The sequence below is a fragment of the Aminobacter sp. LjRoot7 genome (assembly GCF_964252895.1).
Classification (GTDB): Bacteria; Pseudomonadota; Alphaproteobacteria; order Rhizobiales; family Rhizobiaceae; genus Aminobacter; species Aminobacter aminovorans_B.
This window is the reverse complement of sequence record NZ_CAXUPX020000006.1, coordinates 186,653-212,298: the sequence shown is the minus strand read 5'-3', so window position 1 is coordinate 212,298 and position 25,646 is coordinate 186,653. Positions and strand designations below refer to the sequence as shown.

The window sequence follows — 25,646 nt, the reverse complement described above, 5'->3', positions numbered from 1 at the left end:
GTCCGTCGCTGCTAGACAGCGCGCAGGCGCGTTCCCGACCTGAAGCCCTCCAGCTTCAGCCGTTCCTTGTCCTCCTGGGCACGGATGCCGGGCAGGATCTCGGCCGCCACCTTGGGCGACAGGGCTACGACGCCGTCCTCGTCGCCGACGATCAGGTCGCCCGGGTGAACGACGAGGCCGCCGATGGCGACATCGACGTTGATGGCGCCGGGACCGTTCTTGTAGGGGCCACGGTGGGTGACGCCGCGGGCGTAGCAGGGCAGCTTGCCGGCTCGAATGGCTGCTACGTCGCGGATCGCGCCGTCGATGACGAAGCCGGCGACGCCGAGGGTTTCGGCATGGGCCAGGATGATCTCGCCGATCAGCGCCTGGCTGGTGTCGCCACCACCGTCGACGACGATGACGTCGCCGGGACGCGCAATGCGCAATGCCGCATGGATGGCGAGGTTGTCGCCGCGACGCGTCCGCACCGTCAGCGCCGTTCCGACGAGCTGGCCACCGGAATGATAGGGCGCGAGGCCCACGGCGCCCGGCAGGCGGTCGAGATTGTCGCTGATGATCGAAGTCGCGACATTGGCGTACTGCTTCACAAGCTCGTCCGCGACAGGCGTCGCGGACGGCAGTTCGGTAACGGTCATTGAACTTCCTCCCTTGGCGACCGCCGCTGAGCGGCCTCCGGTCTCGACAAGGGATAGGAGTGACATTGCCTGAAGAAAAGCGATATTAATGCATCAGAAGCGATCGCTATTCTTCATATCAGGACAGATTCATGTTCACGATCAAACAGATGGAAGCGCTCTACTGGGTCGCCACATTAGGCAGTTTTGAATCGGCAGCCGACTATCTGAACATGGCGCAGTCGACGATCTCGAAGCGCATCGGCGAACTCGAGGCAAAATTCTCGATGCCGCTGTTCCACCGCACGGGGCGGAAACCGGTACCGACGACCAAGGGCGAGGAGATCCGCGCCATCGCCGAGCAGATGCTGCGGCTGAACGACCGGCTCAACTCGCTGGCCAAGAAATCGACGGTGCCGACATTCCGCTTCCGGCTCGGCGTCACCGACCTCGTCGCGCTGTCCTGGCTGCCCGAACTGCTGTCCCAGATCCTCGACCGTTATCCGATGATCACGCTCGAACCAGAGATCGACCTCACCGCGTCGCTCCTCGAACGCCTTGTCGACCGTCGCCTCGACTTCGTCATCTGCCCGCGCGTCATCCAGGAGCCGCAATTCGTCAGCACGCCGCTCGGTGCCATCGAGCTTGTCTGGATGTGCAGCCCGAAGCTGTTGGGCGGCAAGGAAAACGCAACGCTGAACGACCTCACCAAACACCCGCTGCTGATCCAGACGACCGGCTCGATCCTCAGGCCGATCCTGCACAGCGTCATCGACAACCCCAATTTGCCGTTCAAGCGGACAATTTCCTGCAACAACATGGTGGCGCTCGCCCATCTCGCCGCCCATGGCATGGGCGTTACCATCCTGCCGCACGCCTTCTTCCGCAACATGGTCGCCGACGGCCGCCTGTGCGTCGTGCGCACCGAGATGGAGCTGCCCAACCTCGAATACTTCGCCACTTTCAGGAACGACTACCACGTCCAATTCTCGGAAGAGGTCGCGGCGCTCAGCGCCGAAATCTGCGACTTCAGGCTGCAGTAGGCGCATGCAAATCGCTGCCAGTCGACCACGATCCGCCCTTGCCGCCAGCCGACCGATCTGCGATCCCGGTTCTAGGCATGGAACTGAACCCGACCGGAGTTGGCATTGCGCAGTGTGGGCTTGATCGTTTCGGCAATCGTCCTCGTCGTCGCCATCGCGCTCACCACCGCCTGGGCGGCGATGGCGCTTTGGTATCGGCTGCCTGTGCCTGAGATCTCCAGGGGACTGGCCGCCGGCCTGTTTGCCCTGCTCGGCATTGCCGCTGCCATCGCACTGTTCACCCCATGGCGCCTGCATGCGCTGGCGCTGTTCGTCTTAGGCTTCGCCGCGGTGCTCATCTGGTGGAACACCATCGTTCCGTCCAACCACGCCGAATTCGCGCCCGATGTGTCCCGCCAGGTCACCGGCGTGCGCGACGGCGACATGCTGACGCTGACCGATGTCCGTGACTTCGACTGGCGCAGCAATACCGACTTCACCGAGCGCTGGACGACGCGCAGCTATGACCTGAGCAAGCTCAAAACGCTCGACCTGTTCATGTCCTACTGGGCAGGGCCCGAAATGGCCCATGTCATCATGAGTTTCGGTTTCGAAGGCGGCGACCAGCTCGCCTGGTCGGTCGAGGTGCGCCGGCAGAACGGCGGCCAGTTCTCGCCGATCGCCGACCTGTTCAAGGCCAACCCGCTGGTCATCGTCGCCGCCGACGAGCGCGACGTCGTCGGCGTCCGCTCCAATGTCCGCGGCGAGGACGTCCAGCTCTACCGTCTCAACGTCTCGCCGACGGCCGCCCGGGCGCTGCTGCTCGGCTATGTCGCCGATGCCAACGCACTGGCCGCGACGCCGCGCTTCTACAATTCGATCACCACCAACTGCACCACCGTCATCTTCAAGATGATGCGCGCCGTCGGTGACGTCAGCCCGTTCGACTGGCGCCTGATCGTCAATGGCTACCTGCCCGAATATGCCTATGACCGCGGCGCGCTCGACACCCGCCTGTCAGTGCAGGAGCTGCGCAGCCGCGCCCACATCGCCCAGCGCGCGCTGGCGGTCGGGCTGGGCGCCGACTTCTCGCGGCTGATCCGCGAGGGCGTGCCGCAGCCGCTTCCAGCGCGATAAGCCTAGACGTTGGAAAATCATACGGACCCAGAAAACTCCGACCTTGCGCGTCGTGTTCTGCTGCCGCGCATCGGCGGCTAAAGGCCGAGCTGCCGACGGACCTCGACCAGCTTCGCAAGGCTGGCGCGCCGTCTGGTTCGGCAAGGCGCGGGACGAGGCGGCCGAACACACGGTCGTCGACACGGCGGCCGCCGCATTGCTGGCCCTGGAGCCGAAGAAGACCTTAGCCGAGGCGCGGGGCGAAGCCGCCGAGCTTTGGCGCCGGCGGCTTTCGAGCTGACGAAAAACTGAGAGCTAGCTAGACCCTGGCTTCGGCGAACGTCACCAGGCGGCGGCGATCCTCGCACCACAGCGCGAGATTGACGCAGCTAACACTCTTCCAGAAGGTCAGCTTGACCGTCTGGCTGGCATCGCGAAGCTCGGCATTGCTGTCGAAGCAGGCCTGCAGGCGGTAGAACGGCACGCGGCTGCACAGATGGTGGATGTGGTGCAGGCCGATCGAGCCGGTGATCCATTGGGCCACAGCGGGCAAGGCATACCACGAGCTGCCGCCAAACGCCGCGACATGCAGGTCCCAGGCGTCGCCCGCATCCCAGCGCGTCTCTTCGAACTGATGCTGGACATAGAACAGCCAGCCGCCGGCCCAGGCACCCATCACGACGACGGGCAGCACGGCCAGCATCACTGCCCAGCCGGCCAGGAGCACGAGCCCGCCATAAACCAGCACCAGCGCCACGTTGAGGCCGCCGGCGCTGCGCCATGCCTCGACGCGCGGAATGGCGTCGTTGTAGGGCAGCCGGTGCATGATCAGGAAATAGATCGGCACGCCGATGACGATCAGGATGATCGGGTTGCGGTAGATCCGGTACATCAGCCGCTGGCTGGTGGTCATCGCCTCATATTCGGCAACCGTGCGCGTATCGATGTCGCCGATGCCGCGCTTGTCGAGATTGCCCGAACCGCCATGATGCACGGCGTGCGCCTTCTGCCACAGCGTGTAGGGCGTAAAGGTGAAGACGCTCAGCGCCCGGCCGATCGTCTTGTTCGCCATGCGCGAGCTGGTGAACGAGCCATGGCCGCAATCGTGCTGGATGGCAAACAGCCGCACCAGGAACGAGGCGCAGACCGGCGCGAGCACAACCATCGCCAGCCAACGCCAGCCGCCGAGCACCGGTCCGGCATAGGCTGCGAGCCAGACAAGTACCGCTCCCATCACCAGGAAAGGGATCAGCGTCACCGCCAGTTCGAACGCCGCGCGGCGGTCGTCCGGGTCGCGAAAGCGATTGCAATGTGATGCAAGCCGGCGAACGAGCGCCTTTTCGGCCGCATGATCTGCACTCTGGGCAGACCCTTTGGGCAGGCCGTCCGCCTTGGACGACATCAATTTCGTCATTTAGTCCCCGAAATCTCGCTGCCAACTCGGTCAAGCGCGCCATTTGTCCATAAAGCGCGGCACGCGCCGTGGCTAGTGGTACCACCGTGGCATATTAGCTGTATTCAGCGTCTATGCACCGCTGCACGCAAATCATGGCGTTTTCCTGTTGAGTGCGCAGGCCATTACGTCTTAGTTCGTGATTGCAGGTCAGGGCAGACAATCAGCCGCAGGGGAACTCCAATCCATGGCTTCACTGGAAATTTCCGCCGGCTCGGCCAAATGGACCACGCTTCCAAGCCATCGCCTGTGGCTCTTGCAGCAGGCCGACGCGCTGTTCTCCTTCTTCGAGCGCCAGAGCCTCAATCCGCTCGGCGGCTTCCATGACCTTGACGATCTTGGCCAGCCGCTCGCGCCGGGGGCCGTGCCGGGCCGCTTCGCCGGCCGCCAGATCCACGTCACCACGCGCATGGTGCATTGTTTCTCGATCGCCCACCTGATGGGCCACCCTGGTGCCGACGTGCTCGTCGACCATGGCATGGATTTCCTCTGGAACGGCCATCGCGACACAGCCAATGGCGGCTATTTTTGGGGCGTTGGTTATGACGGCACGACCAACGACACCAAGCAGGCCTATGGCCATGCTTTCGTGCTGCTCGCCGCCTCCAGCGCCAAGGTCGCCGGCCACCCTGACGCCGACCGGCTGCTGACCGACATCTCGACCATCCTGTCCGAAAAGTTCTGGGAAGAGGCGCATGGCGCGGTCGCGGAAGAGTTCACCCGTGACTGGCAACCGCTCGACAGCTATCGCGGCCAGAACTCCAACATGCACCTGACCGAGGCGCTGATGGCCGCCTTCGAGGCGACTGGCGACAGCACCTATCTCAGCATGGCTGAGCGCATCGCCGACCTGATCATACGCCGCCATTCGGCCGCCGCCGGCTGGCGACTGCCCGAGCATTTCACCGCAGAATGGAAGCTCGACCGCGACTACTCCGGCGACCCGATGTTCCGCCCCTATGGCACCACACCTGGCCATTCGCTCGAATGGGCGCGGCTCCTGCTGCAGCTTTGGGAACTCGGCGGCCGCAAGCACGCCTGGCTGCCGGACGCGGCCAGGAACCTGTTCGGCCAGGCGACGGCGGACGGCTGGGATACCGCCAAGGGCGGCTTCTACTACACGCTCGAATGGGACGGTTCGGCCCGCATCAAGGACCGCTACTGGTGGCCGTGTTGCGAGGCGATCGGTGCCGCTTCCGTACTCAACGCCATCGGCGGCGACGATGCCTACGAGGCCTGGTATCGCCGTATCTGGAGCTTCTGCGCCACCCGCTTCATCGACCGCACCAATGGCGGCTGGCACGCCCAGCTCGACGACGACCTCAAGCCCAATGCCGGCCCGTTCTACGGCAAGCCCGACATCTACCATGCGCTCCAGGCTTGCCTGATCCCGCTGTTGCCGACCTCGGGCAGCATCACCCGCGGCTTGCTGCAGACCGGCATCCGCCTCTAGCGGGACGCGCCCGGTGGCTGGTCGGCCCAGTATGCCGCCACCTGGTTGCCGAAGATCGCGCGCTGCATCGAACCGGCCAGCGTCGCAGCATAAGGCGTGGCGATATGGTGGCGATCGCGGAACGTCAGCTTGCCGCCGATCATCGCCGGGCACGTCGTGTCGTTGCAAAACAGCTCGGTGAGGTCGACATATCTGACGCCATCGAGGCCGGCGCTCGCTGCCTGCTCAGTATTCGCCACCCGCTCGTCGATGGCCTCCTGTCGCGGCGTGTCGCAGACCGTGCTGCTCCGGCCCAGCCAGAGCGAGCGCGCCACGCAGCGGTCGAGATATGACTTGTGAACGGGAACATCCCGGAGCAGGACGACGTCGGCGCCGGTCTTGCGAAGGGCGGCAAGCGATGCCCTCAGGCCGTCGGCCCACACGTCGCGGCTGACCAGATGCTCCAGCTCGCCATTGACGTCGTTTTCGACATAGCTGTACGAAAACTGCGAAACGATCACGGCATCGGGCTTGAGGCTCGCGATCTCCTTCATCGCCGTCTGCCGCCACGCATCGCATTCGGAATAGGACCGCATCAGTCGCACGTTCCACGTCGGCACCGCCGCCACCGAGCAGGACGATTTCAGATAGGTCACCAGCCGCCAGTTGTTAGTCTCGGCGATCTTTGCCAGCGGCGTCGACCAATGATCGGCATGTGAATCGCCGAACAGCACGATCGTCTTCATCGGCTGCGACGCACCTAGGCTGCAGCTGCGCGGCGTGGTCTGCTCGAGGCTGGCAACGCAAGCGCTGTCGACCTGCCGCGCCGATGACGATCGCGCGGCGCTTTCCGCGATAAGCTTCTGGTCCGGGTCGACGCTGCGCGCAGCGATCTGCGCAGCGCCATAGGACAAGGTCACGCCCAGCGATGTAAGCAGTGCCGCAAGCCCCAGCGAGCGCAGCGAACCGGCTGAAAGCCAGCCATTCAGCCGCACCGGATTCTCGACGAACCGGTAACTGAGAAAGGACAGCCCGATCGTCGCCGCCAAGCAAGCGAGCCTGCCGCCAAGCGTCAGGTCGGGCCACAGGATCGTCGCGTAGACGATGACGGGCCAGTGCCAGAGATACAGCGAATAGGATAGCTTGCCGGTCCACTGGAACGGCGGCAGCGACAGCAGGCTGGCCGGCCCGACGGCACTCGGACGGGCGCCCGACAGCAACAGCATCGCCGTTCCTGCGACCGGCAGCAACGCGATGAAGCCGGGGAAAGGATCAGTCTCCGACACGCTGAGATAGGCGACGGCGATCAACGCGATACCGGCCCAACCCATGACAGGCGAGAATCGAAAACCCGATGCCCAGCGCTCGGCCACAACAAGCGAGACGAGGCCGCCGACGGCGAACTCCCAGGCCCGCAGCGGCGAGAAATAGAACGCCCAGGGCTGCGATATCGAGGTCATCCAGGCGCTGGCTGTGAAGGACACAACAGCCACCACGCCGAGGATGAGAGCGATGCCCCTCGCCCCCGGCCGGAACCACGCGACCAACAGCAGGAACGCCGGCCAAAGCAGGTAGAACTGCTCCTCGACCGAGAGCGACCAGAAATGCAGGAACGGGTTGCTGGCCGTGTCGGCGGCGAAATAGTCGAACGACCAGCGCAGCAGCCAGAGATTGATGACGTAGCTTGAGGCGAACAGCGCGCCCTTGGCGTACAGCTGCTGCTCGGATGGCGCCAGGATGAAGTAGCCGGCGGCAAGCGTGGTGGCGATCACCAGAAGCGATGCCGGCAGCAGCCGCCGGGCGCGGCGCCCATAGAAGCGCCACAGGTCGACGGTCCCGCTACGGCCGATCTCCTGCATCAGATGCCGGGTGATCAGATAACCCGAGATGACGAAGAAGATGTCGACGCCGATGAAACCGCCCGGCAGGTCCGACATGCCAAAGTGAAACGCGATCACGCCGCCAACGGCAATGGCGCGCAGGCCCTCGATATCAGGGCGAAATGCGGTAACAGGTGCCGTCATGTCTGTGCTGCGATGCAGGTGCTGGACATGCCGGCAGGTTGGGGGAGGCGCCCCAGCAGGGCAACTCAAACTATGTTGCAACGCAACATGAAAGCCGCCTCTCCGGACGCCTCGCCCGGGCAGAACCGGCGCATTTCCGCGCCCTCGGCCTTCGATTTCGGCATCAACGGAACTCATTCCGGCATTGGTCGTTAATGCCCGACGGAACCAGGGCGGCCATATGACGAATCGCGAGACTTTGCTCGGCGGGCTGCCGGCGGCGGTCTATACGACCGATGCCAACGGCCGGATCACCTACTTCAATGAAGCAGCCGCAGCACTCTGGGGTCACCGTCCCGAAATCGGCAAGGATGAATGGTGCGGGTCCTGGCGGCTCAGGACTGCCGAGGGCGAGCCGCTTGCCCATGGCGATTGCCCGATGGCCCTGGCGCTCAGGGAAGGCCGGGCAATCCGCAATGCCGAGGCCATCGCCGAGCGGCCGGATGGCACGCTGGTGCCGTTCCTCGCCTTTCCCGCGCCGATGCGCGACGAAACCGGCACGATCACCGGCGCCATCAACCTTCTGGTCGACATCTCGGTTCAGAAGCAGGCCGAAATCCAGACCCAGCGCCTCGCATCGATCGTCGAATCCTCCGACGACGCCATCGTCAGCAAGGATCTGTGCGGCGTCATCCAGAGCTGGAACGCGGGCGCCACCCGGCTGTTCGGCTATGATGCCGACGAAGCAATCGGCAAGCATGTCCGCATGCTGATTCCCGACGACAGGCAGGACGAGGAGGACCTGATCCTCGGAAAGGTGCGCAGCGGCCAGCGCGTCGACCACTTCGACACGTTGAGGAGACGCAAGGACGGCAGCTTCGTCGCCATCTCGCTCACCGTGTCACCGGTGCTCAACAGCGCTGGCAAGGTCATCGGCGCCTCGAAGATTGCCCGCGACATCACCGAGCGCAAGGAAAGCGAGAGCCGCATCCGCATGCTGATGCGCGAGGTCAACCATCGGGTGAAGAACCAGTTCGCCGTCATCCTGTCGATGATCCGCGAGACCGGCAAGCACGCGACGACGATCGCGGAATTCGACACCCAGATCCGCAACCGCATCATGGCCCTGTCGCAATCCCAGGACCTGCTTGTCGACGGCGACTGGCGCGGCGCCAATCTCGCCGATCTCGTCAGCAACCAGATCCGACCGTTCGCTGCCGAGCGGCGCGTCCGGATTTCGGGCGTGCCGGTCATGCTGTCGACGATGGCGGTCCAGAACTTAGGCATGGCCTTCCATGAGCTGGCCACCAATTCGGCCAAGCACGGCGCCTTGTCGTCCGACCAGGGGACCGTAGACATCGGCTGGACCGCCTCTGATCGCTTTCGCTTGACCTGGAAGGAAACCAACGGACCAACTGTCGGAAAAGCCTCGCGAAAGGGCTTCGGCCGGATCGTCCTCGAGCGTGTCGCACCCCTGGCCCTGAACGGCGTCGGCCACCTCAGTTTCCAGCCGGACGGCGTCACCTGGACGCTCGATGCACCGCTCGACCTGGTCCGCACGCCTGCATCCTAGGAATACCTCCCACCGAATCCCATTCATCACCGGCAGCGTTCAGGAAACGGAAACGCCCGCCGCGCATTGTATGGCTCAGGCACTGATGTGCCCGGCGTCGGGACGCCACCCGACATCTCTTGGCGAGGCGACAGGCTGGTCCGTTTTCTGAATTTCCGTTCGCAAAGACAGTCACCGGGGCGCGGACGCATCGAGATCGACCTGTCCGACACGATCGTCTATGCCATTGGCGACGTCCATGGCTGCTATCGTGAGTTGCGCGCGCTTGAGGACAAGGTCATCGCCGACGCAGCCACCCTGCCCGGCCGCAAGCTGATCGTCATGCTCGGCGACTACATCGACCGCGGCCCGGATTCGGCGCGTGTCATCGATCACCTCATCGCTCCGCCCCCCAACGGCTTCGAACGTATCTGCCTGACAGGCAACCACGAAGCCCAGACGCTCGACTATCTCGACGGCCGGCTGTCGCTGGAACGCTGGCTGTCCACCGGCGCCCGCAGCACCTTGTTCTCATACGGCCTCGACGCCGAGCATCTCGGCGAACTCTATGGCAGCGGCGGCAAGCTCGACGACCACATCCGCGCCACCATCCCGCACGAGCACATCGCCTTTATGCGCGGCCTGCCGATCATGGCCTATTCCGAGCGCTTCGTCTTCGTCCACGCCGGTCTCCGCCCGGGCGTGCCCTTGCTCGAACAGGAAGACGACGACCTGCTCTACATCAGGGAGGAGTTCTTCGAGGCGTCGCGCCGGCTCGATCGCTGGGTCGTGCATGGCCACACGCCGGTCGACCATCCACGCATCGACGGCCGCCGGCTGGACATCGACACCGGCGCCTTCACGACCGGCCGGCTGACGGCGGTGCGCATATCAGGCAAGGGCGGCCGGCTGCTCTTCTCCTGAAACCTCAGCTCGCGACCTTGGCCTTGGCTTTGGTTTCGCCCTTGTCGAGGTAGTAGCTGGAATAGCGCTCCAGGAACTGCTCGGAGCCACCATATGCGCCGTAGCGCGGCAGCTTCTTGAGATCGACCTTGTTGAGCACCAGGCCAAGCACCTTGCTGGCGATCTGCGGCTCGGCGGCGAGCCCGGATCGGACCAGCGGCCGCGGCGTGGCGCCCCATTCCGCCACCAGCACGAAACCGTCGGCCAGCGGCGCGAAGGCCTTGGCATCGACGACCGGGCCGAGCGGCGGCAGGTCGACGATGATGTAGTCGAACGTCGCCTTGGCATCGTCGATGAAGCGCCGCATGCCCGCCGACGACAGCAGTTCGCTGGTATGCGAGAAACGGCCGCGCACCACCGCCGGCACGATCGCCATCTTGCTCTGGCGGTCGACCTTCACCACCGACTGCCAGCCCAGGTCGTTGACCACGGCTTCGACCAGCCCCTGCTCGGCATCGATGCCGAGGCTGCGGCTGAGACCCGGATTACGCAAGTCGGCGTCGATCAAAAGCGTCTTTGCGCCATTGCTGGCGATCAGTCCGGCCAGATTGGCGGCGACCGTCGACTTACCCTCGCCCGGCAGCATCGAGATGACACCGATCACCTTGCTGCCGATGTCCTGCAGCACGACGTCGCCGGCGATCTTGGTGCTGCGCAGCGTTTCCGCGAACATCGACGCCGGCGAATCGACGGCGATACGCATCCTGGCCCGGCGTTTCACAAGCTCCGCCGCGCGCGACGGAGGCGGCGTGCCCATGTTGCCGGTCTTCGCTGGGTCCTTCCTATCTTCGTTCGAGGTGATCAGTGGCAAATAGCCGAGGAACTTGACGCCCAGCCTTTCGCGCACGTCCTCGGCGGTGCGGAAGAAGCGCTCGTTGAATTCGTTGAGTGCGCCGAAGGCAGCACCCAGGACGACGCCAAGCACCAACGCCAACCCGAACACCATCGAGGTGCGCGGGCTCGACGGGCCGCGTGGCATCGTCGCTTCTGAAATCACCCTGACCTTGGCGATGGGGAAGGAGCGCTGCTGCGACGCCTCCTCGTAGCGCGACAGGAAGGTCTGGTAGAGCGTACTCAGTGCGGTTGCCTGCTGCTGCAGCTCGCGCAGCCGCACCTGCGCCTGATTGGCGCTGGAGTTCTGTCCGGTCGCCTCGGACACGCTGTTGCGCAGCGCAGTCTCGCGCGACTGCGCCACTTCGAATTCGTTGCGATAGGTCTCTGAAAGCTGGCTCAGCTCGCGGAAAATCTGATTGGCGAGGTCGGTCTGTTCCTTGCGCAGCGCAACCGCCTGCGGGTGGTTGGGGCCGAAGCCGGCCGAAATCTCCTGCTCGCGCTTCGATACGCTCGCATAGCGCTTCTTGAGCTCCGAGATCAGCGGGTTGCCCGCCTCCGCCGCCGACAGGGTCGAGTTGCCGACGGCCGCTTCCGGCCCGCTCTCGACGATGGTGCGGTATTGCTCGTAGCGCGCCCGTGCCTTGGCCGTGTCGGCCTGTGCCAGGATCAGCTGGGCGTTAAGATCGGAAAGCTGCTGCTCGGCGATGGTTTCGCCGCGTGCCGCCGCCAGGCCATTCTCGGCGCGGAATTTCTCCACCTCGAGCGCTGCCTTCTGCGAACTCGTGCGCAGTTCCTCCAGCCGGCCCTGCAGCCAGACGGCGGCCTTTTCGGTGGCGTCGAAGCTGGCGTCGAGCTGGTCGGCAACGAAGGCTTCGGCATAGGCCCTGGTGATCGCTGTCGCCAGCTGCGGATCGTGCGAACGGTAGGCCATGGAGATGACATAGCTGCGGCCCGAGCGCTCGGCCTCGATGTTGGCTTGCAGCATCGCCACCGCCTGCTCCTTGCGCGTCGCATCGGCAATCGCCTTGCGTTGCGCCTCGGTGAGCGCAGCGCGGCCAGCGACGTCTGGGGCAGAGCGGAAGACCTGCAGGAAGCCGCGGGCATAGCCGACAAGCGTCGACAGCAGCGATTGCGGCGGCCGCATGAAATTCGGGTTCTGGTCGAGCTTCTGCTTCTCCACCACCACGGCGGCAAGCCGCGCCGACTTGATGATCTCGATCTGGGACAGGATCGCCGCGTCGGTCTGCATGTTGACCGGCGTCGCCGAAACCTCGTCGACCATCTTGTTCATGCCCTCGTCGATCAGCACGCGGGTCGATGCGGTGAATGTCGGCGGCGTTGTCTGCAGATAGACGAGCCCGAGCAGCAGGCCGATGACGGCGCCGACACCGACAACTTTGGCCTGGCGCTTGGCCATCGCCAGCAGGCGTTCGAGATCGATGAAATCGCTCCCCTCGCGCGCGTCCCCGCGAGACGCGGGAAGGCGGTTGCTGAAGGGAAAGCTGGCGTAGTTCATCTGCGTTCCAGTTCTTGCCTGAACAGCGGCTGCTGCTCGCTGGGTTCTGGGCGAAGCCGACTTCAGCTACGCAATTTGCCGTGCCCGACCGGCACGGCTTTTGTCGAACAACGTCGGGGCGGCCATTTCAGCCACCTCGACGGACAGGTCGTATCAGGCAGCGACGACATGATCCTGCTCGGCGACCATCTCGCGGATGGCATCGAGCACGGAGTCGCGGATGTCGGCCCGCTTCAGCGCGAAAGCGACGTTGGCCTGGATGAAACCTTCCTTGGAGCCACAGTCGAACATCCGGCCGTTGAACGGCCGGGCGAAGAAGGCCTGGCTCGCGGCAAGACGCACCATGGCATCTGTCAGCTGGATCTCGCCGCCGGCACCTCGCTTCTGCGTGCCCAAAAGGTTGAAGATCTCCGGCTGCAGGATGTAGCGGCCGTTGATGTAGAAATTCGACGGTGCACTGGTCGGCGCCGGCTTTTCGACCATCGCAGTCACCTCGAAGCCCGAACCGACATCGGGGCCCTTGCCGACGATGCCATACTTGTTGGTCTCACTCGGATCGCACTGCTCGACGGCGATGACGTTGCCCCCAGTTTCAGCATGCAGGTCCATTATCTCGGCCAGGCAGCCGCGCTTGCCGAACGACACCATGTCGGGCAGCAACAGCGCGAACGGCTCGTCGCCGATGATGTCGCGGGCGCACCAGACGGCGTGCCCGAGGCCATGCGGCGCCTGCTGGCGGGTGAAGCTGGTGGCGCCGGGAATTGGCAGAAGGCTCTCCAGCGACCTGATCTGCTCGACCTTGCCAGCCTGCTCGAGCGTGCCGACAAGTTCGGGATGAAGGTCGAAATAGTCCTCGATGACCGCCTTGTTGCGGCCGGTGACGAAGACGATGTGCTCGATGCCGGCCTCCAGCGCCTCGTCGACGGCATACTGCACCACCGGTCTGTCGACCACGGGCAGCATTTCCTTGGGCATGGACTTGGTCGCGGGAAGGAACCGCGTGCCGAGACCCGCCACCGGGATCACCGCTTTCCTGACTTTCTTCATCGTGCCAATCCTCTCTCTCATGTAACTCTCCTCGTCTTGTCCTTGGCCGCTCCGGGCACTCGCATCATGTGCCGGACCGGTATGCGAACTGCCGTGCGAACCGGCGCAGCCGGACCTCTATCGGCATCCGCAAATGTCGAACCGCCGCCGGGTCCCCCAGGGCGGTCCGCACCGCCTTGAGCGGCGACCGCTGCTTGATGTGCGTAACCAGTGACAGGAATGAGGCAGCCTGGGAGAGGCTGCGGGCGCGTCGCGTGAACGCTTTTTTCGCCTCGCCTTCGAGCCTGTTGGTTGCCTCGAAGGTGGCATCGGCCCGCTGCATCGCTTCGACGTGATGAAGCTCCAAAACCCTTGAAATGGAGCCGTTTCGGACGTGATAGGCATAGCCTACGGTAGGTTCGACGGCGCAGCCGCCGCCTCGCGCAAGCGCGCTGGCGAGCAGGATATAGTCCTCGCCGATGCGCAAATCCTCGTCGTAACGGAGCTCATTTGCCTCGAGATATTCACGCAAGAATATCGGCTTCATGTAACCAAAATTGAACGTCGTCTCGAAGACGACATTGCCGCCGATGAAGTCCGCCAGCGTCAGATTGCCAAGTTTTTCGAGATAGATTTCAGCAAACATGACTTCCTGCGGCCTGCCGTCCTCGTGAACAACCACGATGTTGTCGACGGCCATTGCGGCGGAGCCGGCTTCGGCCCTGCCGATCATTGCCGCGAGCCGCCCCGGCAATACGGCATCGTCCGAATCGAGCACGGCGACCCAGCGCCCCTGCGCCGCGTCGAGGCCGGCGTTTCGTGCCCCGCCTGGCCCCCGATTTGTCTCCAGCGCCACCACCCGCACGCGCGGATCTGAATAGGACCGCGCAACATCGAGCGTCGCGTCGGACGAGCAGTCGTCGACGACGATCACCTCGACGGTGACACCTTCCTGCGCCAGGGCGCTGTCGATGGCGCGGCCGAGCATTGGCTCGGCATTGTAAGCGGCGATGACGAAGCTGACGTCAGGCTGCATCCTGGCCTCCCTCGTTGCCGTAGAGGCGCAGTTCGCGTGCCCCGGCCAGTCCGCTCAGCACACCCAGATGCATCACGCCACGCAAAAGGCTGCGGTTGCGCCTGACCGGCTGCAGTGCGCTCAGCCCCGCCGCGGCAAAGCAATAGCCGGCCTTGGCCGAGGCCCGGACCAATTCACCGAGGCGGCCAACGCCGCCCCGCTTGGCGCCGAGCAGGCGGCCATGCGTCTGCCCGACACGGAAGCGCCTTTTCGTCATCCAGCCAAACGAGGCGCGCGACACCGGAACCGGTTCCTCCACCCAAGCTTCGGGCGCATAGCTTATGCGGCCGCCGGCGCCGAACACCTGGTCGAAGAACTCGGTGTCCTCGCCGCCCGATTGGCCGCGCTCCAAGCTGAAGCGGCGGCCGGAGATGCTGGGCGAACCTGTCCTAAGCAAGGCATTGCAGGTGTAGCCGGTACGGATCTCGCCCTGCACGAACACCGGATAGGTCGAGTGGAAGTCGCCGAGCTGCATCCAGCCCGGCGCCCCTGCCCCGTATCGCGCCTTGACCGGCCCGAGCACCACGTCGGCGCCGGTCGCCTGGGCGGTCTCGACGAGCCGCTTCAGCCACGCCCCCGTTGCCTTCTCGTCGTCGTCGATGAAGGCGACGAAATCGGCCGAGCTGGCATCGAGGCAAGCATTGCGGGCGAGCGAGATATTGCGCGCCGGGCAATGGACATAGCGAACGGGCAGCGAAAGCTCTTTCGCTAGAGCGGAGACCAGCTTCTCTGCGCTGGGCACCTCGTCATTGTCGGCGACGACGATGCCAATACGGTATCCCTCGGGCAGATCCATTGCCGCAAGCGAGCGCAGCGTGTCGGCCAGTTCGCGCCGCCTGAAGGTGCAGACGCAGATGTCGATGCTTGGCATTCCGGTCATGCGGCGCGCCCTTTCGCCGGCATGCCGAGAAGCTGGAGCCAGAAGCCGAGCGACCAGGCGAAATGCATCACCATCGCCGACACCCCGGCAAGCGCCAGCCCCGGCTTGCCGGCCCGCACTGCAAGGGCCGCGCCATAGCCAAGGCAGATCGCCGCCCAGGCGAGGAAGGGCACGGCAAAGATCCAGTGGACGACGGCAAGGCTTGCGAGGAGCGCCGTCGGCGCCACCATCAGCGGCACCATCTGCCGGATTTTGGGGATGACGCGGTGCTTCAGCACATTCCGCGCCCGCCCCCTGCCATAGCCGAGATACTGGCGGAACAGGCCGCCAAGCGAAGCACGCGGAAAATAGGTCATGCGGGTCCGCCCGCTCATCCAGATCCGGTAGCCGGCCTCGCGCAAACGATGGTCGAGCTCGGCGTCCTCATTGTGGCTGAAGCTCTCGTCATAACCGCCAATATCGCGGAAGGCGGCGATGCGCATCAGCGCGTGATGGCCGTGGTCGACCCATTCGCCCGTCGAACCATGTCGGTGCTTCGACCCACCTGTGCCCAGTTTCGAATTCTGCGCCGCTGCCGCCGCTTTCTGGATGGTACCGCTGCCTTCGGTCAGCATCGACACGACGATGGAATCGGCCCCTGTCTCCAGCGCTTCCTCGAGCAGCCGGTCGCAATAGTCGTCGGGATAACCGCCATGGGCATCAATGCGGAACAGGTAGTCGACGCCATCACCGAAGCGTTCGACCGCGAGATTCACCGCCGCGCTCTGGATGCGCGCCGGATTGTCGATCAACACGACATGGTCGTCTTCGGCGGCGATGGCGGCAACGGTATCTCGCGTTGCATCCCGGCTGCCGCCGTCGGCAACGATGATCCTGGCGCCAAGCCGCCGGGCAGCCGGGCGCAGCTGGGCCAGAAGGCCGCCAATATGGCGCTCCTCGTTCAGGCACGGAATGACGATGATGGCGGAGGACGTTTCGGTCATGCGTCTGCTTGTGTTGATTGCGTTGAAGGTCAGGCGGCGATGGCGCCGAGGCTTGCGCCGTCTTGGGCGGCGACCCGTTCGAGCTTCGACACCAGCGCCCGGCAATCTGCCAGGTCGCAAATCCAGGTTCCCGGGTCGCGGGCAAGCACCGCGCCGCGCAAGACGGCGTAGCGTTCGCTCGTCATGCCCGAGAGCGCTTCCACCAGGGCCTCGGCCGACGGCTCGGGCAGCACCAACCCGATATCGAGGCGTTCGAGGAAGCGCGCCGTCTCGGTGCCGGCCATGGCGATCGGCACCGTTCCGAACCGGCAGCCTTCATAGAGCCGGTTGGGCAACAGCCATGTCGAGTTCTGGCCTTCCTCGAAGAAGTCGATCGCCCAGGCAAAGTGTGCCTGCGCATAGATGTCGGCCATGTCCTCAGGGTTTCTGTAGGCACCCTTAAACGCCAAATGGGGCTCGGATTCGACGAAACCGTGGAAATCCGCAAACTCCGAAAGTGCCGGCCGTCCACGCAACACGACCTCGAACCGCCCCTCCATCTTGCGGGTGAAATCGGCCAGCAGTTCGAGCGACTTGCGGCAGCGCAACGCCCCGAACCAGCCGATCTTCCAAGGTTCGCCTGCTTGCGCCGGCAACGGCAGCGCATCGGTGCGCGGCTCCAGCTCCAGCAGCTTGTTCTCAACCAGCTCGATGGGGGCGTCGATCTGGCCGAACCGTTCGAAATAGTGCCTGACGAAGGCCGGCGAGCTGGTCAGCAGCAGGCTGACATTGCGCCCGAACAGCCGCTCGGCGCCGCGCAGGCCCTTGCCCAGAATATCCTCGCGCAGCACCAGCCGGTGGATGTCGAGGCACTCATAGACGATTGGCGTCGACGCACCGAAGGCCGAGCGGGCACGTTGCGCCAGTGCCAGCATTTCGAGATTGCGGGCAACGATCACATCGGGCGCAGCCACTGATTTCAGCGATGCACCAATACTCGTCGCCGCCATCGCCACTGCACCCAGACGCTGCGCAAAGCGCCCGTCGCGGGTGTGGCCCAGGTCGATCGGCATCACGCCCTCGACGTCTTCGAGTTCTTGCGTCCGGCGGAAACCAGCGAGCGTAACGCGCGCGCCACCGGCCTTGAGCATGATGATCCGTCGACGAACTGCCGGGTCGGAAACATCATGCACCAGGTACAGAACATGCAGCATGAATTCACGCTCGCAGTTTGGCCCACCGACGACGAAGCTAGTGCACCTATTGCTGCGCCGCAACAATTATTGACTGGTCACACCTCAATTATTGTTGCGCCGCAAAATGGCCCGGTTAGCCTGTACTTATCTTTCCGACGCGACCAATCCGAGGAGGCTAGCGCCCATGAAGACTGTCATCGTCGAAAACACCGTGTGCCTGAACACCGGCGATGCGGCGATCCTGCTGGCCATCCGGCGCATCTTGAAGTCGGCCTATCCGGGCGAGTTGCGCTTCCAGGTCTTCGACAGCCAGCCCGAGGTCGCGTCGCGGCTTTATCCCAAGCAAGCCTATCCCGACATCGAGATTCGCAAGCTGCTGGCCGAATCGATCTTCAAATACCCCTATGACGACAACCGCCTGAAGAACCTGGCCAAGCCGATCTACAACCGCCTCGCCCTGAGTGCGTTGCGCCACTACGGCAAGAGCCGGGCGCTGGACGAGACGATGTTCGGCGCCGAGGACCGCCGCAGCCTCGACATGTACCGGCAGGCCGATCTCGTCGTCACGACAGGCGGCACCTATCTGGTCGAAAACTACAATCTCGAACGTCGTCTCAACCAGTTCCGCATCGACACCGTCTTCGGCAAGGATCCCGTTTTCTTCACACAGTCGCTGGGCCCGTTCGACAAGGACTACAACCGCCGCGAACTGAAACCGGTCTTCGACCGCAGCCCGTTGATCCTGTTGCGCGACAAACGCTCGCGCGGCCATCTCGACGGGCTCGTCGACAACCCTGGCAAGTGCCATGTCGTCGCCGATTCGGTGTTTGCGCTCGCCGATGTCGAGCGCATCGAAACGCTGCTCTCGGCCAGCACTTCACCACCGCCGACCGGCCGCGTCGGCATTTCGGTGCGCCACTGGAACTACGTCAATGACGGCGCCGACGGCATGCGCCGCTACATTGCCTCGATCCGCGACATCACCACCGCCCTAGTGCGCGACCACGGCAAACGAGTGACCTTCGTCTCGACCTGCCAGGGCGTGCCGGAATACGCACATGACGATTCGAAAACCGCGCGGGCGATCATCGCCGAGCTCGATGCCGATGTCGCTGCTCATGTCGACGTCGACGCCGGCTTCCACACGCCCGAGCAGCTGATGGAGCTGGTCAAGGGCTTCGACTTCGTCGTCGCCACCCGCATGCACATGATGATCATGTCGCTCTGTGTCGGCGTGCCGGTGCTGCCCATTGCCTACGAGTTCAAGACCCGCGAGCTTGCCAAGCGCGTCGGCCTCGCCGACCTGCTGCTCGACATAGACACGGTGACATCAGACGAAGCCGGCCGGAAACTCGCGGCCTTCACGAGCGATCTTGACCAACTCCGGGCAACGACGCTTGCCGCGGTTCTGGAGGAACACGCCTCCGCCATGTCGGCCGCCGATCTGGTCAGGCCGCTTCTGGCGGACGCTTCAGCGGATGTTGCGGGCGATGGTCTTCCACGCCTCGACAAGCGCACGGCGTGACTGCGGCACGGCGACCATGAAGACGAGCGCCACCGCGTAGCTGAGAGCTGCCGCCGTGATCGCTGCCACGATGTTGGACTGCGCGATGAGCGCAGCCGGCAGGTAGCCATAGCCGAGCCAGGTCACGGCGGCTGCAACGATTAGCAGCCCCTGCACCATCAGGAAGTCAAGCGCCGAGACCGGGCCGGTACGCCCGATCATCACCGCCAGCACCGGCAGCCTGAGCGCGTAGCCTGAGATGGCATAGGCGGCGGCGACGCCGACCGCCCCCCATTTCAACCCGACGGCAAATGACAGCACCGTCGTCAGGGCGGAATAGACGCCCCAGCGGAACATCGTGCTCGTCTTGCCCTGACAGATGAAGATCCAGCCCGTCGTGCTCGACACAGGCTGCATCAGGCCGGCAATACCGAGCCAGGCGAAGATCGGCGCCACGCCGAGCCAGCGTTCGCCAAACAGGATGGAAACGACCGGCTCGGCGGCAATCGTCAGGGCCGCGATGCCCGGCACCGTGATGAAGGCAAGCAGCCAGTTGGTGCGAAGATAGAGCTCGCGAAAGCGCTGTTTGTCGTCCTGGATACGGCTGAGCAGCGGCACCATCAGCCGCGACAGCGGCTGGTTGATGTTTTGCAGCGGAAACAAGAGCAGCTTGTAGGCGCGGTCGTAATAGCCGAGCTCGACCGGACCGGAAAACTTGCCGATCAGGATGTTGTCGAGATTGCGCGAGAAGAAGTTCACGAGGTTGAAGCCGGTGAGATTGGCGCCGAAGGACAGGATCTCGCGTTCGACCTTGATGCTCGGCCTGCCCGGTTTCCAGCGTGTCGCCAGCCATGCGCAGAGCAGCGTCACCACGGCACCCGCGGCAGGTCCGATCACCAGCGACCAGTAGCCAAGCCCGGCATAGGCTGCGGCAATCGCCGCCCCCAGCCCGGCTAGGGCGGTCGCGACGTCGTTGATCGCCAGCTGGCCAAACTGCAGGTTGCGGTTCATCAGGGCCAGCGGCAGAGCAGCGAGGCTGCCGAGCAAAAGCGGCATGGCGGCGGCCAGCGTGATGCCGGTCATCCTGCCGTCGCCATAAAATGCCGACACCGCCGGCGACAGCGCGGCGATCACAATGGTGCAGATCAGGCCGGCCAGCGCGCTGATCCAGAACACCTGGTTGAGCTGCTGCTGGCTGATCTCCGGGCGCTGGATGACCGCCTGCTGCAGGCCGAGATTCTGGAACAGCCCGACAAAGGCGATGATCGGCCCGACCGAGGCGACGAGGCCGAAATCCTCCGGCGCCAGCATCCTGGCCAGGATCACCACCGAGACGAACTGGATGCCGATCTTGATCGCCTGCGCCGCTGCCGTCAGCGCCCCGCCACGCAGCGCGATGCGACCGAGCTGCTGCGCCTCCGCCGTCATGCGGCAACCCTGGTGGCGGCGAGACGGAACAGCGTGTCGGCAAAGGCATCGTTGAGCCGACCGGAATCGAAATCCTCCTCGACCTTGCGCCGCGCCGCGCGTGCCAGCTGCTCGCAGGAGCCGGGATTGTCGGCGATCCAGATCAGCTTCTGCGCCAGCGCACCAACGTCCCGTTCGGGCGCCAGAAGGCCGGTCCTGCCGTCCTGGATCAATTCAGGTATGCCGGAATGGTAGGTACTGACCACCGTCAGCCCCGCAGCCATCGCTTCCATAAGCGCAACGGGAATACCTTCGAGGTCGCCATCGCCTGCCCTGACGCTCGGCAGCACAAAGACATGCGCCTCTCCCAGCCGCTGCTTGACCTCGCTGTGTGGGCGCGGCCCGAGGAAGGCAACGCGCTCGGCAATGCCGAGCTTCTGCGCAAGCTGCTTCATGGGTTCGAGCAGATCACCGCCGCCGATGACCGCATAGGACCAGTCGATGTCGGGCCTGATGGCCTGCACCTCGCCAAGCGCGCGAAGCGCGAACTCGATGCCCTTCTTCTCGGTCAGCCGGCAGACAGAGATCAGCTCCAGTCTGCCGCCTCGGCGTTCGCCTGCGTGAAAACCGATCGCCTCTGTGTCGACGCCCATGTGGTGCACGGCAACGCTGTCGGAGCGCGCGCCGGCCTCGATCAGCGCGTCGCGGAAGAAACCGTTGACCGGCAACTGCAACGCGCCCTGGCGAAACACGACCTCGTAGCGCGACAGCGAGCCGTCATGCATCGGCGCGCCGACATCATGGCCATGGAAGATCGTCACCAGTGGAGCCGCGATCCGTCGCTGCTTCATTGCCCGCGCGACCCGCAAGCCGTTGTTGCCGAAATGCGCGACGATGACGTCGTATTTCTCGAGTTTGCCGGCGAAGGCGATGTCGAGCGCCGTCGACACCTTGTCCCAGAGCTTGCCCGACCAGCGGCGCAGCGAAGGGCGCAGCGGCCCGAGCGCACCCCACCATTGCGCAACGCCGCCGGGCAGGTTGCGCCAGCGCGGGTCGTCGATATTGCGCTCCTTGCCGAAAGTCGTCTCGTTGCAGACGACGCCGACCTCTATCCCGCGCGCAAGGCATCCCTCGATCTGGTCGAGCACGAAGGTCTCGGACAGCGAAGGAAACTTGTCGACGACGAAACAGACCCTCATCGAACGGCTCTCCAGAACCCGGATGGCACCAACTCAAGCAGCCTTGTTCAGGCCCTGCGCCACTGCTCGATCGAGCACCCCCATGAAGGTGGCGAATTGCGCGTCGGGGTCGAGTTGCGCACGCCCGGCAAAGGCACGTGCGGCGGCCGACAGCCGGTCATATTCGGCCCTGTCCTGCCACAGCCGGCGCACGGTTTCGACCCAGTCGTCGAGCGGCGCATCGTAGTCGAGCACCACGCCGCCCTCACCGACCGCCTCGGGCAGGCCGCCACGACGCGAACCTATGACGGGAATGCCGCTGCAATGCGCCTCCGAGGCGACACGCCCCCAAGCCTCCTCCCACTTGCTCGGTGCAAGCAGGATTTTGGTCCGGCCATAGACAGTCTTCATGTTGCTGGTGCGGCTTTCGAGCCGGACATTGCCGAGCGGCGCGATGATCTCTTCGATGCGCGCCCGATGATCGTCGGCCAGCTTCCAGCTTTCGACGAACAGGAACGGAATATCTGGGCAACGCCCAGCGATGCGCACCGCAAGCTCGAAGCCCTTTTCCTCGTAAGGATTGATCAGCGTGACGAAATCGCCTGACGTTTCAGTGGCGTAGTGCGCGGGGTTGATCGTCGGCGGAATGACCGCCGATTCGATGCCGAAGCGCTGGCCATAGGTGCGTGCCGTAAACTCCGAATTGGCGATGTAGCGTGCCTGCCGCAACTCGCTGAGATCACCGCCAAGCTCGTGGAACTCGACATTCCTGAGATAGACGACCAGCGGTATACCCTGGGCTTCCAGCGCCTTTCCGATCGGCACCGACTTGTGGCACTGGACCACGGCAACGTCGGGCTTCAGCTTCTGCACGGCAAAACCGACGGCTTCCCATGGAAACCAGGCCCGCACCACGGGATATCCGGGAAAACTGTCGATGACGGCGCGTTGCCCGGTCAGCTTCATCTTGGCTCTCGCCTTGAACCCGAACATGCCGTCGCCGAACAGCGCGGCCAGCACCGAGGCCTCGTGCCCATGCGCACGCAGCTGCTCGACAAGATGATGCGTCGACGACTGAACCCCGCCGCTGAATTCGGGCGTGTAGCCGTTGCCGCCGGCAAACAGAACCTTCATGTCCGTGCTCCCATGTTTCAGCTCATTGTCGATTGACGTTCGCTCATCCGGCCTTTCGGCCGATTGAGACGTATTGGATGCCGTGGCGGGCGACGACCGCCGGGTCGTAGAGATTGCGGCCGTCGAAGATGACGGGGGTCTTGAGCTGGTCCCGTATGAGCTCAAAGGACGGCGCCCGGAAGTTCTTCCATTCGGTGGCGATCAGCAGTGCATCGGCGCCGCGCAGCGCCGCCTCCTTGGTGCCGCACAGTGTGAGGTCGTCGCGCTGGCCATAGATCTGCTGCGCCTCGTTCATCGCCTCGGGATCATAGGCCTGCACCTTAGCGCCGGCTTGCCACAGCGCCTCCATCAGCACCCGGCTTGGCGCCTCGCGCATGTCGTCGGTGTTGGGCTTGAAGGCTAGCCCCCACAACGCAAAGGTTTTGCCGGCGAGGTCGCCGTTGAAATGTGCCTTCAGCTTGTCGAACAGCACAGCCTTCTGGGCGTTGTTTCGCGCCTCGACCGAATGCAGCAGCACCGGCTCGAAGCCGACATCGCCGGCGGTGCGGATCAAAGCGCGCACATCCTTGGGAAAACACGAGCCGCCATAACCAAGGCCGGGATAGATGAAGTGGTAGCCGATGCGCGGGTCCGAGCCGATGCCCTTGCGCACCTCCTCGATGTCGGCGCCGAGCAGCTCGGCTAGGTTCGCCATCTCGTTCATGAAGCTGATCTTGGTCGCCAGCATGCAGTTGGCGGCGTATTTGGTGAACTCGGCCGAGCGCACGTCCATCACGATCATCTTCTCGTGGTTGCGGTTGAACGGTGCGTAGAGCTCGCGCATCACCTCCTCGGCAGCCTCGCTGTCGGTGCCGACGATGATGCGATCGGGCTTCATGCAGTCGGCGACCGCGGAGCCCTCCTTGAGGAACTCCGGATTGGAGACGACGTCGAATGAAAGCTCCTCGCGGCCCCTGGTCTTCAGGGCAGCCGCGATCGCCTCGCGCACCTTGTCGGCGGTACCCACAGGCACCGTCGACTTGGTCACCACGATCTTCGGCCCAGCCATCTCGCGGCCGATGGCATCGGCCACCGACAGCACGTATTTGAGGTCGGCCGAGCCGTCCTCGCCCTGCGGTGTGCCGACGGCGATCATCTGGATCTCGCCATGGCGCACGGCGAGCGCTGCATCCGTCGTGAACACGATACGCCCGGCGGCATGGTTCTCACGCACCAGGGCCTCCAGACCCGGCTCGAAGATCGGGATGAAGCCCTGGTTCAGCCGCTCGACCTTGGCTGCATCGACATCAACGCAGACGACGTCATGCCCGACCTCGGCCAACACAGCCGCCTGAACAAGACCGACATAGCCAATCCCAAATACTGTGAGGTTCATCCAGTCCGTTCCTGTCTGTTGTTGATGTCGAAGCGCGGGCTTTTGCCCGTCATTTCAATGTGCACGCGACCGAGCCTTCGAACTGGCACGGCTCGCCCGGGGCGGTGAAGGCGACGCGGTCGACGGCCATGCTCACCGGCTTGCCGGGATCGGTAAACCGCCCCATCCATTCGCTGAGCGTGCCGGTGCCCCACAGGCTGAAGAAGATCTTCTGCGGGTGGCTCGGCAGTTGCGAAGGCTCGGTCACCTCATGCACCAGCTGGCCGTTGACGAACCAGCGCAGCCGCTCCTTCTCCCAGACGAAGGCATAGTCGTTGAAACCCTGGTCGGCGCCGCCGGGCACATCGACGAGCTTCTCGTCATTGGACTTGCCGCCGACATAGGCGTTGACCTGCACCTTCGAGGGATCCTTGGTCAGGACCTCGAAATCGATCTCGTCATGCGGCTTTTTGTGCACCGGCCCGATATAGGTGAAGAAGGCGGCGTTCAGGCCCGAGCCGGTGCCGGTCTTCATGCGCGCCTCGTAGGTGCCGTAGCCGAAGCGTTCCTTGGTCTGCACCTCGCCGCAGGAATAGTCGCGGTTCTTCAACGGCTTCTTCTCGAAGCTCAGAACCAGGTTGCCGTCGGCAACCTTGACCTGCTCCTTCGACCAGGTGCAGTTCTGGTGCTTGCCATTGTCCCATCCGTCCGAGATGAACCAGCGCGAGGCGCTGAGCGTGTCGAAGGTCTCGATGAAGGACTTGCCCGTGGCGGCCTCCTGCGCCACGGCACCACCCGAAGCGCCGAGCAGGCCGGCGAGAACGACCGACACCCCCAACGCAGTGGCACGGCCGAGAGATTGGCTCGGGCTGTAATCCTTGACGTTCGCGTTCATAGGTCATCCTTGTGTCTTCGCGCCTCCCGCCCGGAAACCGCATTGCCACACCGGCCGGAGATGCCCCCAGCCGGACGAAAAATCCTCCCATCCTCCCGAAAGTCAGGCCCCGTCGCGTCGGGCCTAGAACTGGCGCTGGGCCTCCCCCTGCGCCAATCGTGCCGATGATTCCTCATCGGTCTCGCGACCTTCATCGGCAAAAATGTCCAGCGAATGACGAAGGCCGGAGACAAAGTCCTTTTGCCGTCCCAGCACCTCGATCCGGCGTAGACAGGCCTTCAGCGATTCCGTCAGCTGGTCCATCTCACGTACTCGCAGCACGGAAACCGCGGAATTGTCCATGGCTTCGACAAGGAAGGCGGCATTGGCGGAGACCGCCTCGTAGCGGTTCCGGATGCCGGTTCGTTCCGCCTCGATACCGGCGGCGAGCTCGTCGAGCGCACGCGACAGCTGCCCGAAGCGGGCCTCGTCGGTCTGCCGGTCGCGGTCGGGGCTGCGGGTTCGGAAAGCAAAGATCGATGCCATGC

General features: G+C 64.3%; 22 protein-coding genes. 7 read left to right on the top strand and 15 right to left on the bottom strand.

Going from position 1 to position 25,646, the window contains the following annotated elements; all coding sequences use genetic code 11:
• Positions 1 to 11: 11 nt before the first annotated feature.
• Positions 12 to 638, bottom strand: a complete 627-nt coding sequence (locus ACSQ3E_RS18380) for an RraA family protein (protein ID WP_310326169.1) — start codon at positions 636 to 638, stop codon at positions 12 to 14.
• A gap of 131 nt (positions 639 to 769) precedes the next feature.
• On the opposite strand from ACSQ3E_RS18380, the gene ACSQ3E_RS18375 reads away from it, so the two are divergent.
• The 3 genes from ACSQ3E_RS18375 to ACSQ3E_RS18365 all read left to right on the top strand — a co-directional run bounded on the left by ACSQ3E_RS18375 (position 770) and on the right by ACSQ3E_RS18365 (position 3,056).
• Positions 770 to 1,660: a LysR family transcriptional regulator gene (locus ACSQ3E_RS18375; RefSeq protein ID WP_310326171.1), complete on the top strand. Its 891-nt coding sequence runs from the start codon at positions 770 to 772 to the stop codon at positions 1,658 to 1,660.
• Between the two features lie 180 nt (positions 1,661 to 1,840).
• On the top strand, positions 1,841 to 2,776 hold the full coding sequence (locus tag ACSQ3E_RS18370) for an Lnb N-terminal periplasmic domain-containing protein (RefSeq protein WP_436123893.1): 936 nt from the start codon (positions 1,841 to 1,843) through the stop codon (positions 2,774 to 2,776).
• 43 nt (positions 2,777 to 2,819) lie between these two features.
• Positions 2,820 to 3,056 (top strand): hypothetical protein, encoded by a 237-nt coding sequence (locus ACSQ3E_RS18365; protein ID WP_436123807.1) that lies wholly within the window; start codon positions 2,820 to 2,822, stop codon positions 3,054 to 3,056.
• Positions 3,057 to 3,074: 18 nt separating this feature from the next.
• Here ACSQ3E_RS18365 and ACSQ3E_RS18360 read toward each other — a convergent pair whose 3' ends face one another.
• A complete protein-coding gene (locus ACSQ3E_RS18360) occupies positions 3,075 to 4,169 on the bottom strand; it encodes a fatty acid desaturase (RefSeq protein ID WP_436123806.1) in 1,095 nt (364 codons plus the stop codon).
• Between the two features lie 226 nt (positions 4,170 to 4,395).
• Between ACSQ3E_RS18360 and ACSQ3E_RS18355 the strand changes: the two genes are divergently transcribed.
• Positions 4,396 to 5,661, top strand: a complete 1,266-nt coding sequence (locus tag ACSQ3E_RS18355) for an AGE family epimerase/isomerase (RefSeq protein ID WP_436123805.1) — start codon at positions 4,396 to 4,398, stop codon at positions 5,659 to 5,661.
• Here the strand turns inward: ACSQ3E_RS18355 and ACSQ3E_RS18350 are convergent.
• Positions 5,658 to 7,664 (bottom strand): acyltransferase family protein, encoded by a 2,007-nt coding sequence (locus ACSQ3E_RS18350; protein ID WP_436123804.1) that lies wholly within the window; start codon positions 7,662 to 7,664, stop codon positions 5,658 to 5,660. The genes ACSQ3E_RS18355 and ACSQ3E_RS18350 overlap by 4 nt on opposite strands.
• A gap of 220 nt (positions 7,665 to 7,884) precedes the next feature.
• Here ACSQ3E_RS18350 and ACSQ3E_RS18345 point away from each other — a divergent pair, with 220 nt between their 5' ends.
• Positions 7,885 to 9,216, top strand: coding sequence for a sensor histidine kinase (locus ACSQ3E_RS18345; protein ID WP_436123803.1), 1,332 nt, complete (start codon positions 7,885 to 7,887; stop codon positions 9,214 to 9,216).
• 87 nt (positions 9,217 to 9,303) lie between these two features.
• Complete coding sequence (locus ACSQ3E_RS18340) at positions 9,304 to 10,119, top strand: metallophosphoesterase family protein (protein ID WP_436123802.1); 816 nt, start codon at positions 9,304 to 9,306, stop codon at positions 10,117 to 10,119.
• Positions 10,120 to 10,123: 4 nt separating this feature from the next.
• Here the strand turns inward: ACSQ3E_RS18340 and ACSQ3E_RS18335 are convergent, their stop codons facing one another.
• From ACSQ3E_RS18335 to ACSQ3E_RS18310, 6 genes are all read right to left on the bottom strand, one after another.
• Entirely contained in the window at positions 10,124 to 12,508 is a 2,385-nt protein-coding gene (locus ACSQ3E_RS18335) for a polysaccharide biosynthesis tyrosine autokinase (RefSeq protein WP_436123801.1), read from the bottom strand.
• A 153-nt stretch (positions 12,509 to 12,661) separates the two neighbouring features.
• Complete coding sequence (locus tag ACSQ3E_RS18330; RefSeq protein WP_436123892.1) at positions 12,662 to 13,555, bottom strand: UTP--glucose-1-phosphate uridylyltransferase; 894 nt, start codon at positions 13,553 to 13,555, stop codon at positions 12,662 to 12,664.
• Between the two features lie 64 nt (positions 13,556 to 13,619).
• On the bottom strand, positions 13,620 to 14,570 hold the full coding sequence (locus ACSQ3E_RS18325) for a glycosyltransferase family 2 protein (protein WP_436123800.1): 951 nt from the start codon (positions 14,568 to 14,570) through the stop codon (positions 13,620 to 13,622).
• Positions 14,560 to 15,489, bottom strand: coding sequence for a glycosyltransferase (locus tag ACSQ3E_RS18320; RefSeq protein ID WP_436123799.1), 930 nt, complete (start codon positions 15,487 to 15,489; stop codon positions 14,560 to 14,562). Before ACSQ3E_RS18320 ends, ACSQ3E_RS18325 begins: the two co-directional genes overlap by 11 nt.
• Positions 15,486 to 16,472 (bottom strand): glycosyltransferase family 2 protein, encoded by a 987-nt coding sequence (locus ACSQ3E_RS18315; protein WP_436123798.1) that lies wholly within the window; start codon positions 16,470 to 16,472, stop codon positions 15,486 to 15,488. The genes ACSQ3E_RS18320 and ACSQ3E_RS18315 overlap by 4 nt, the downstream gene beginning before the upstream one ends.
• 29 nt (positions 16,473 to 16,501) lie before the next feature.
• Positions 16,502 to 17,665 (bottom strand): glycosyl transferase family 1, encoded by a 1,164-nt coding sequence (locus ACSQ3E_RS18310; protein ID WP_436123797.1) that lies wholly within the window; start codon positions 17,663 to 17,665, stop codon positions 16,502 to 16,504.
• Between the two features lie 166 nt (positions 17,666 to 17,831).
• Between ACSQ3E_RS18310 and ACSQ3E_RS18305 the strand changes: the two genes are divergently transcribed.
• Positions 17,832 to 19,172 carry a polysaccharide pyruvyl transferase family protein gene (locus ACSQ3E_RS18305; RefSeq protein ID WP_436123796.1) on the top strand — a complete coding sequence of 447 codons (1,341 nt, stop codon included), beginning with the start codon at positions 17,832 to 17,834 and terminating at the stop codon, positions 19,170 to 19,172.
• Here ACSQ3E_RS18305 and ACSQ3E_RS18300 read toward each other — a convergent pair.
• The 6 genes from ACSQ3E_RS18300 to ACSQ3E_RS18275 all read right to left on the bottom strand — a co-directional run bounded on the left by ACSQ3E_RS18300 (position 19,119) and on the right by ACSQ3E_RS18275 (position 25,644).
• Positions 19,119 to 20,579, bottom strand: a complete 1,461-nt coding sequence (locus ACSQ3E_RS18300) for a lipopolysaccharide biosynthesis protein (RefSeq protein ID WP_436123795.1) — start codon at positions 20,577 to 20,579, stop codon at positions 19,119 to 19,121. The two genes, ACSQ3E_RS18305 and ACSQ3E_RS18300, sit on opposite strands and share 54 nt — an antisense overlap.
• Entirely contained in the window at positions 20,576 to 21,757 is a 1,182-nt protein-coding gene (locus ACSQ3E_RS18295; RefSeq protein WP_436123794.1) for a glycosyltransferase, read from the bottom strand. The genes ACSQ3E_RS18300 and ACSQ3E_RS18295 overlap by 4 nt, the downstream gene beginning before the upstream one ends.
• A 33-nt stretch (positions 21,758 to 21,790) precedes the next feature.
• A complete protein-coding gene (locus tag ACSQ3E_RS18290) occupies positions 21,791 to 22,870 on the bottom strand; it encodes a glycosyltransferase (protein ID WP_436123793.1) in 1,080 nt (359 codons plus the stop codon).
• Positions 22,871 to 22,913: 43 nt separating this feature from the next.
• Positions 22,914 to 24,245 carry a UDP-glucose dehydrogenase family protein gene (locus tag ACSQ3E_RS18285; protein ID WP_436123792.1) on the bottom strand — a complete coding sequence of 444 codons (1,332 nt, stop codon included), beginning with the start codon at positions 24,243 to 24,245 and terminating at the stop codon, positions 22,914 to 22,916.
• A gap of 49 nt (positions 24,246 to 24,294) precedes the next feature.
• Positions 24,295 to 25,119, bottom strand: coding sequence for a glycoside hydrolase family 16 protein (locus ACSQ3E_RS18280; RefSeq protein WP_436123791.1), 825 nt, complete (start codon positions 25,117 to 25,119; stop codon positions 24,295 to 24,297).
• A 123-nt stretch (positions 25,120 to 25,242) separates the two neighbouring features.
• Positions 25,243 to 25,644, bottom strand: a complete 402-nt coding sequence (locus tag ACSQ3E_RS18275; RefSeq protein WP_310326212.1) for a hypothetical protein — start codon at positions 25,642 to 25,644, stop codon at positions 25,243 to 25,245.
• Between the last annotated feature and the right edge of the window lie 2 nt (positions 25,645 to 25,646).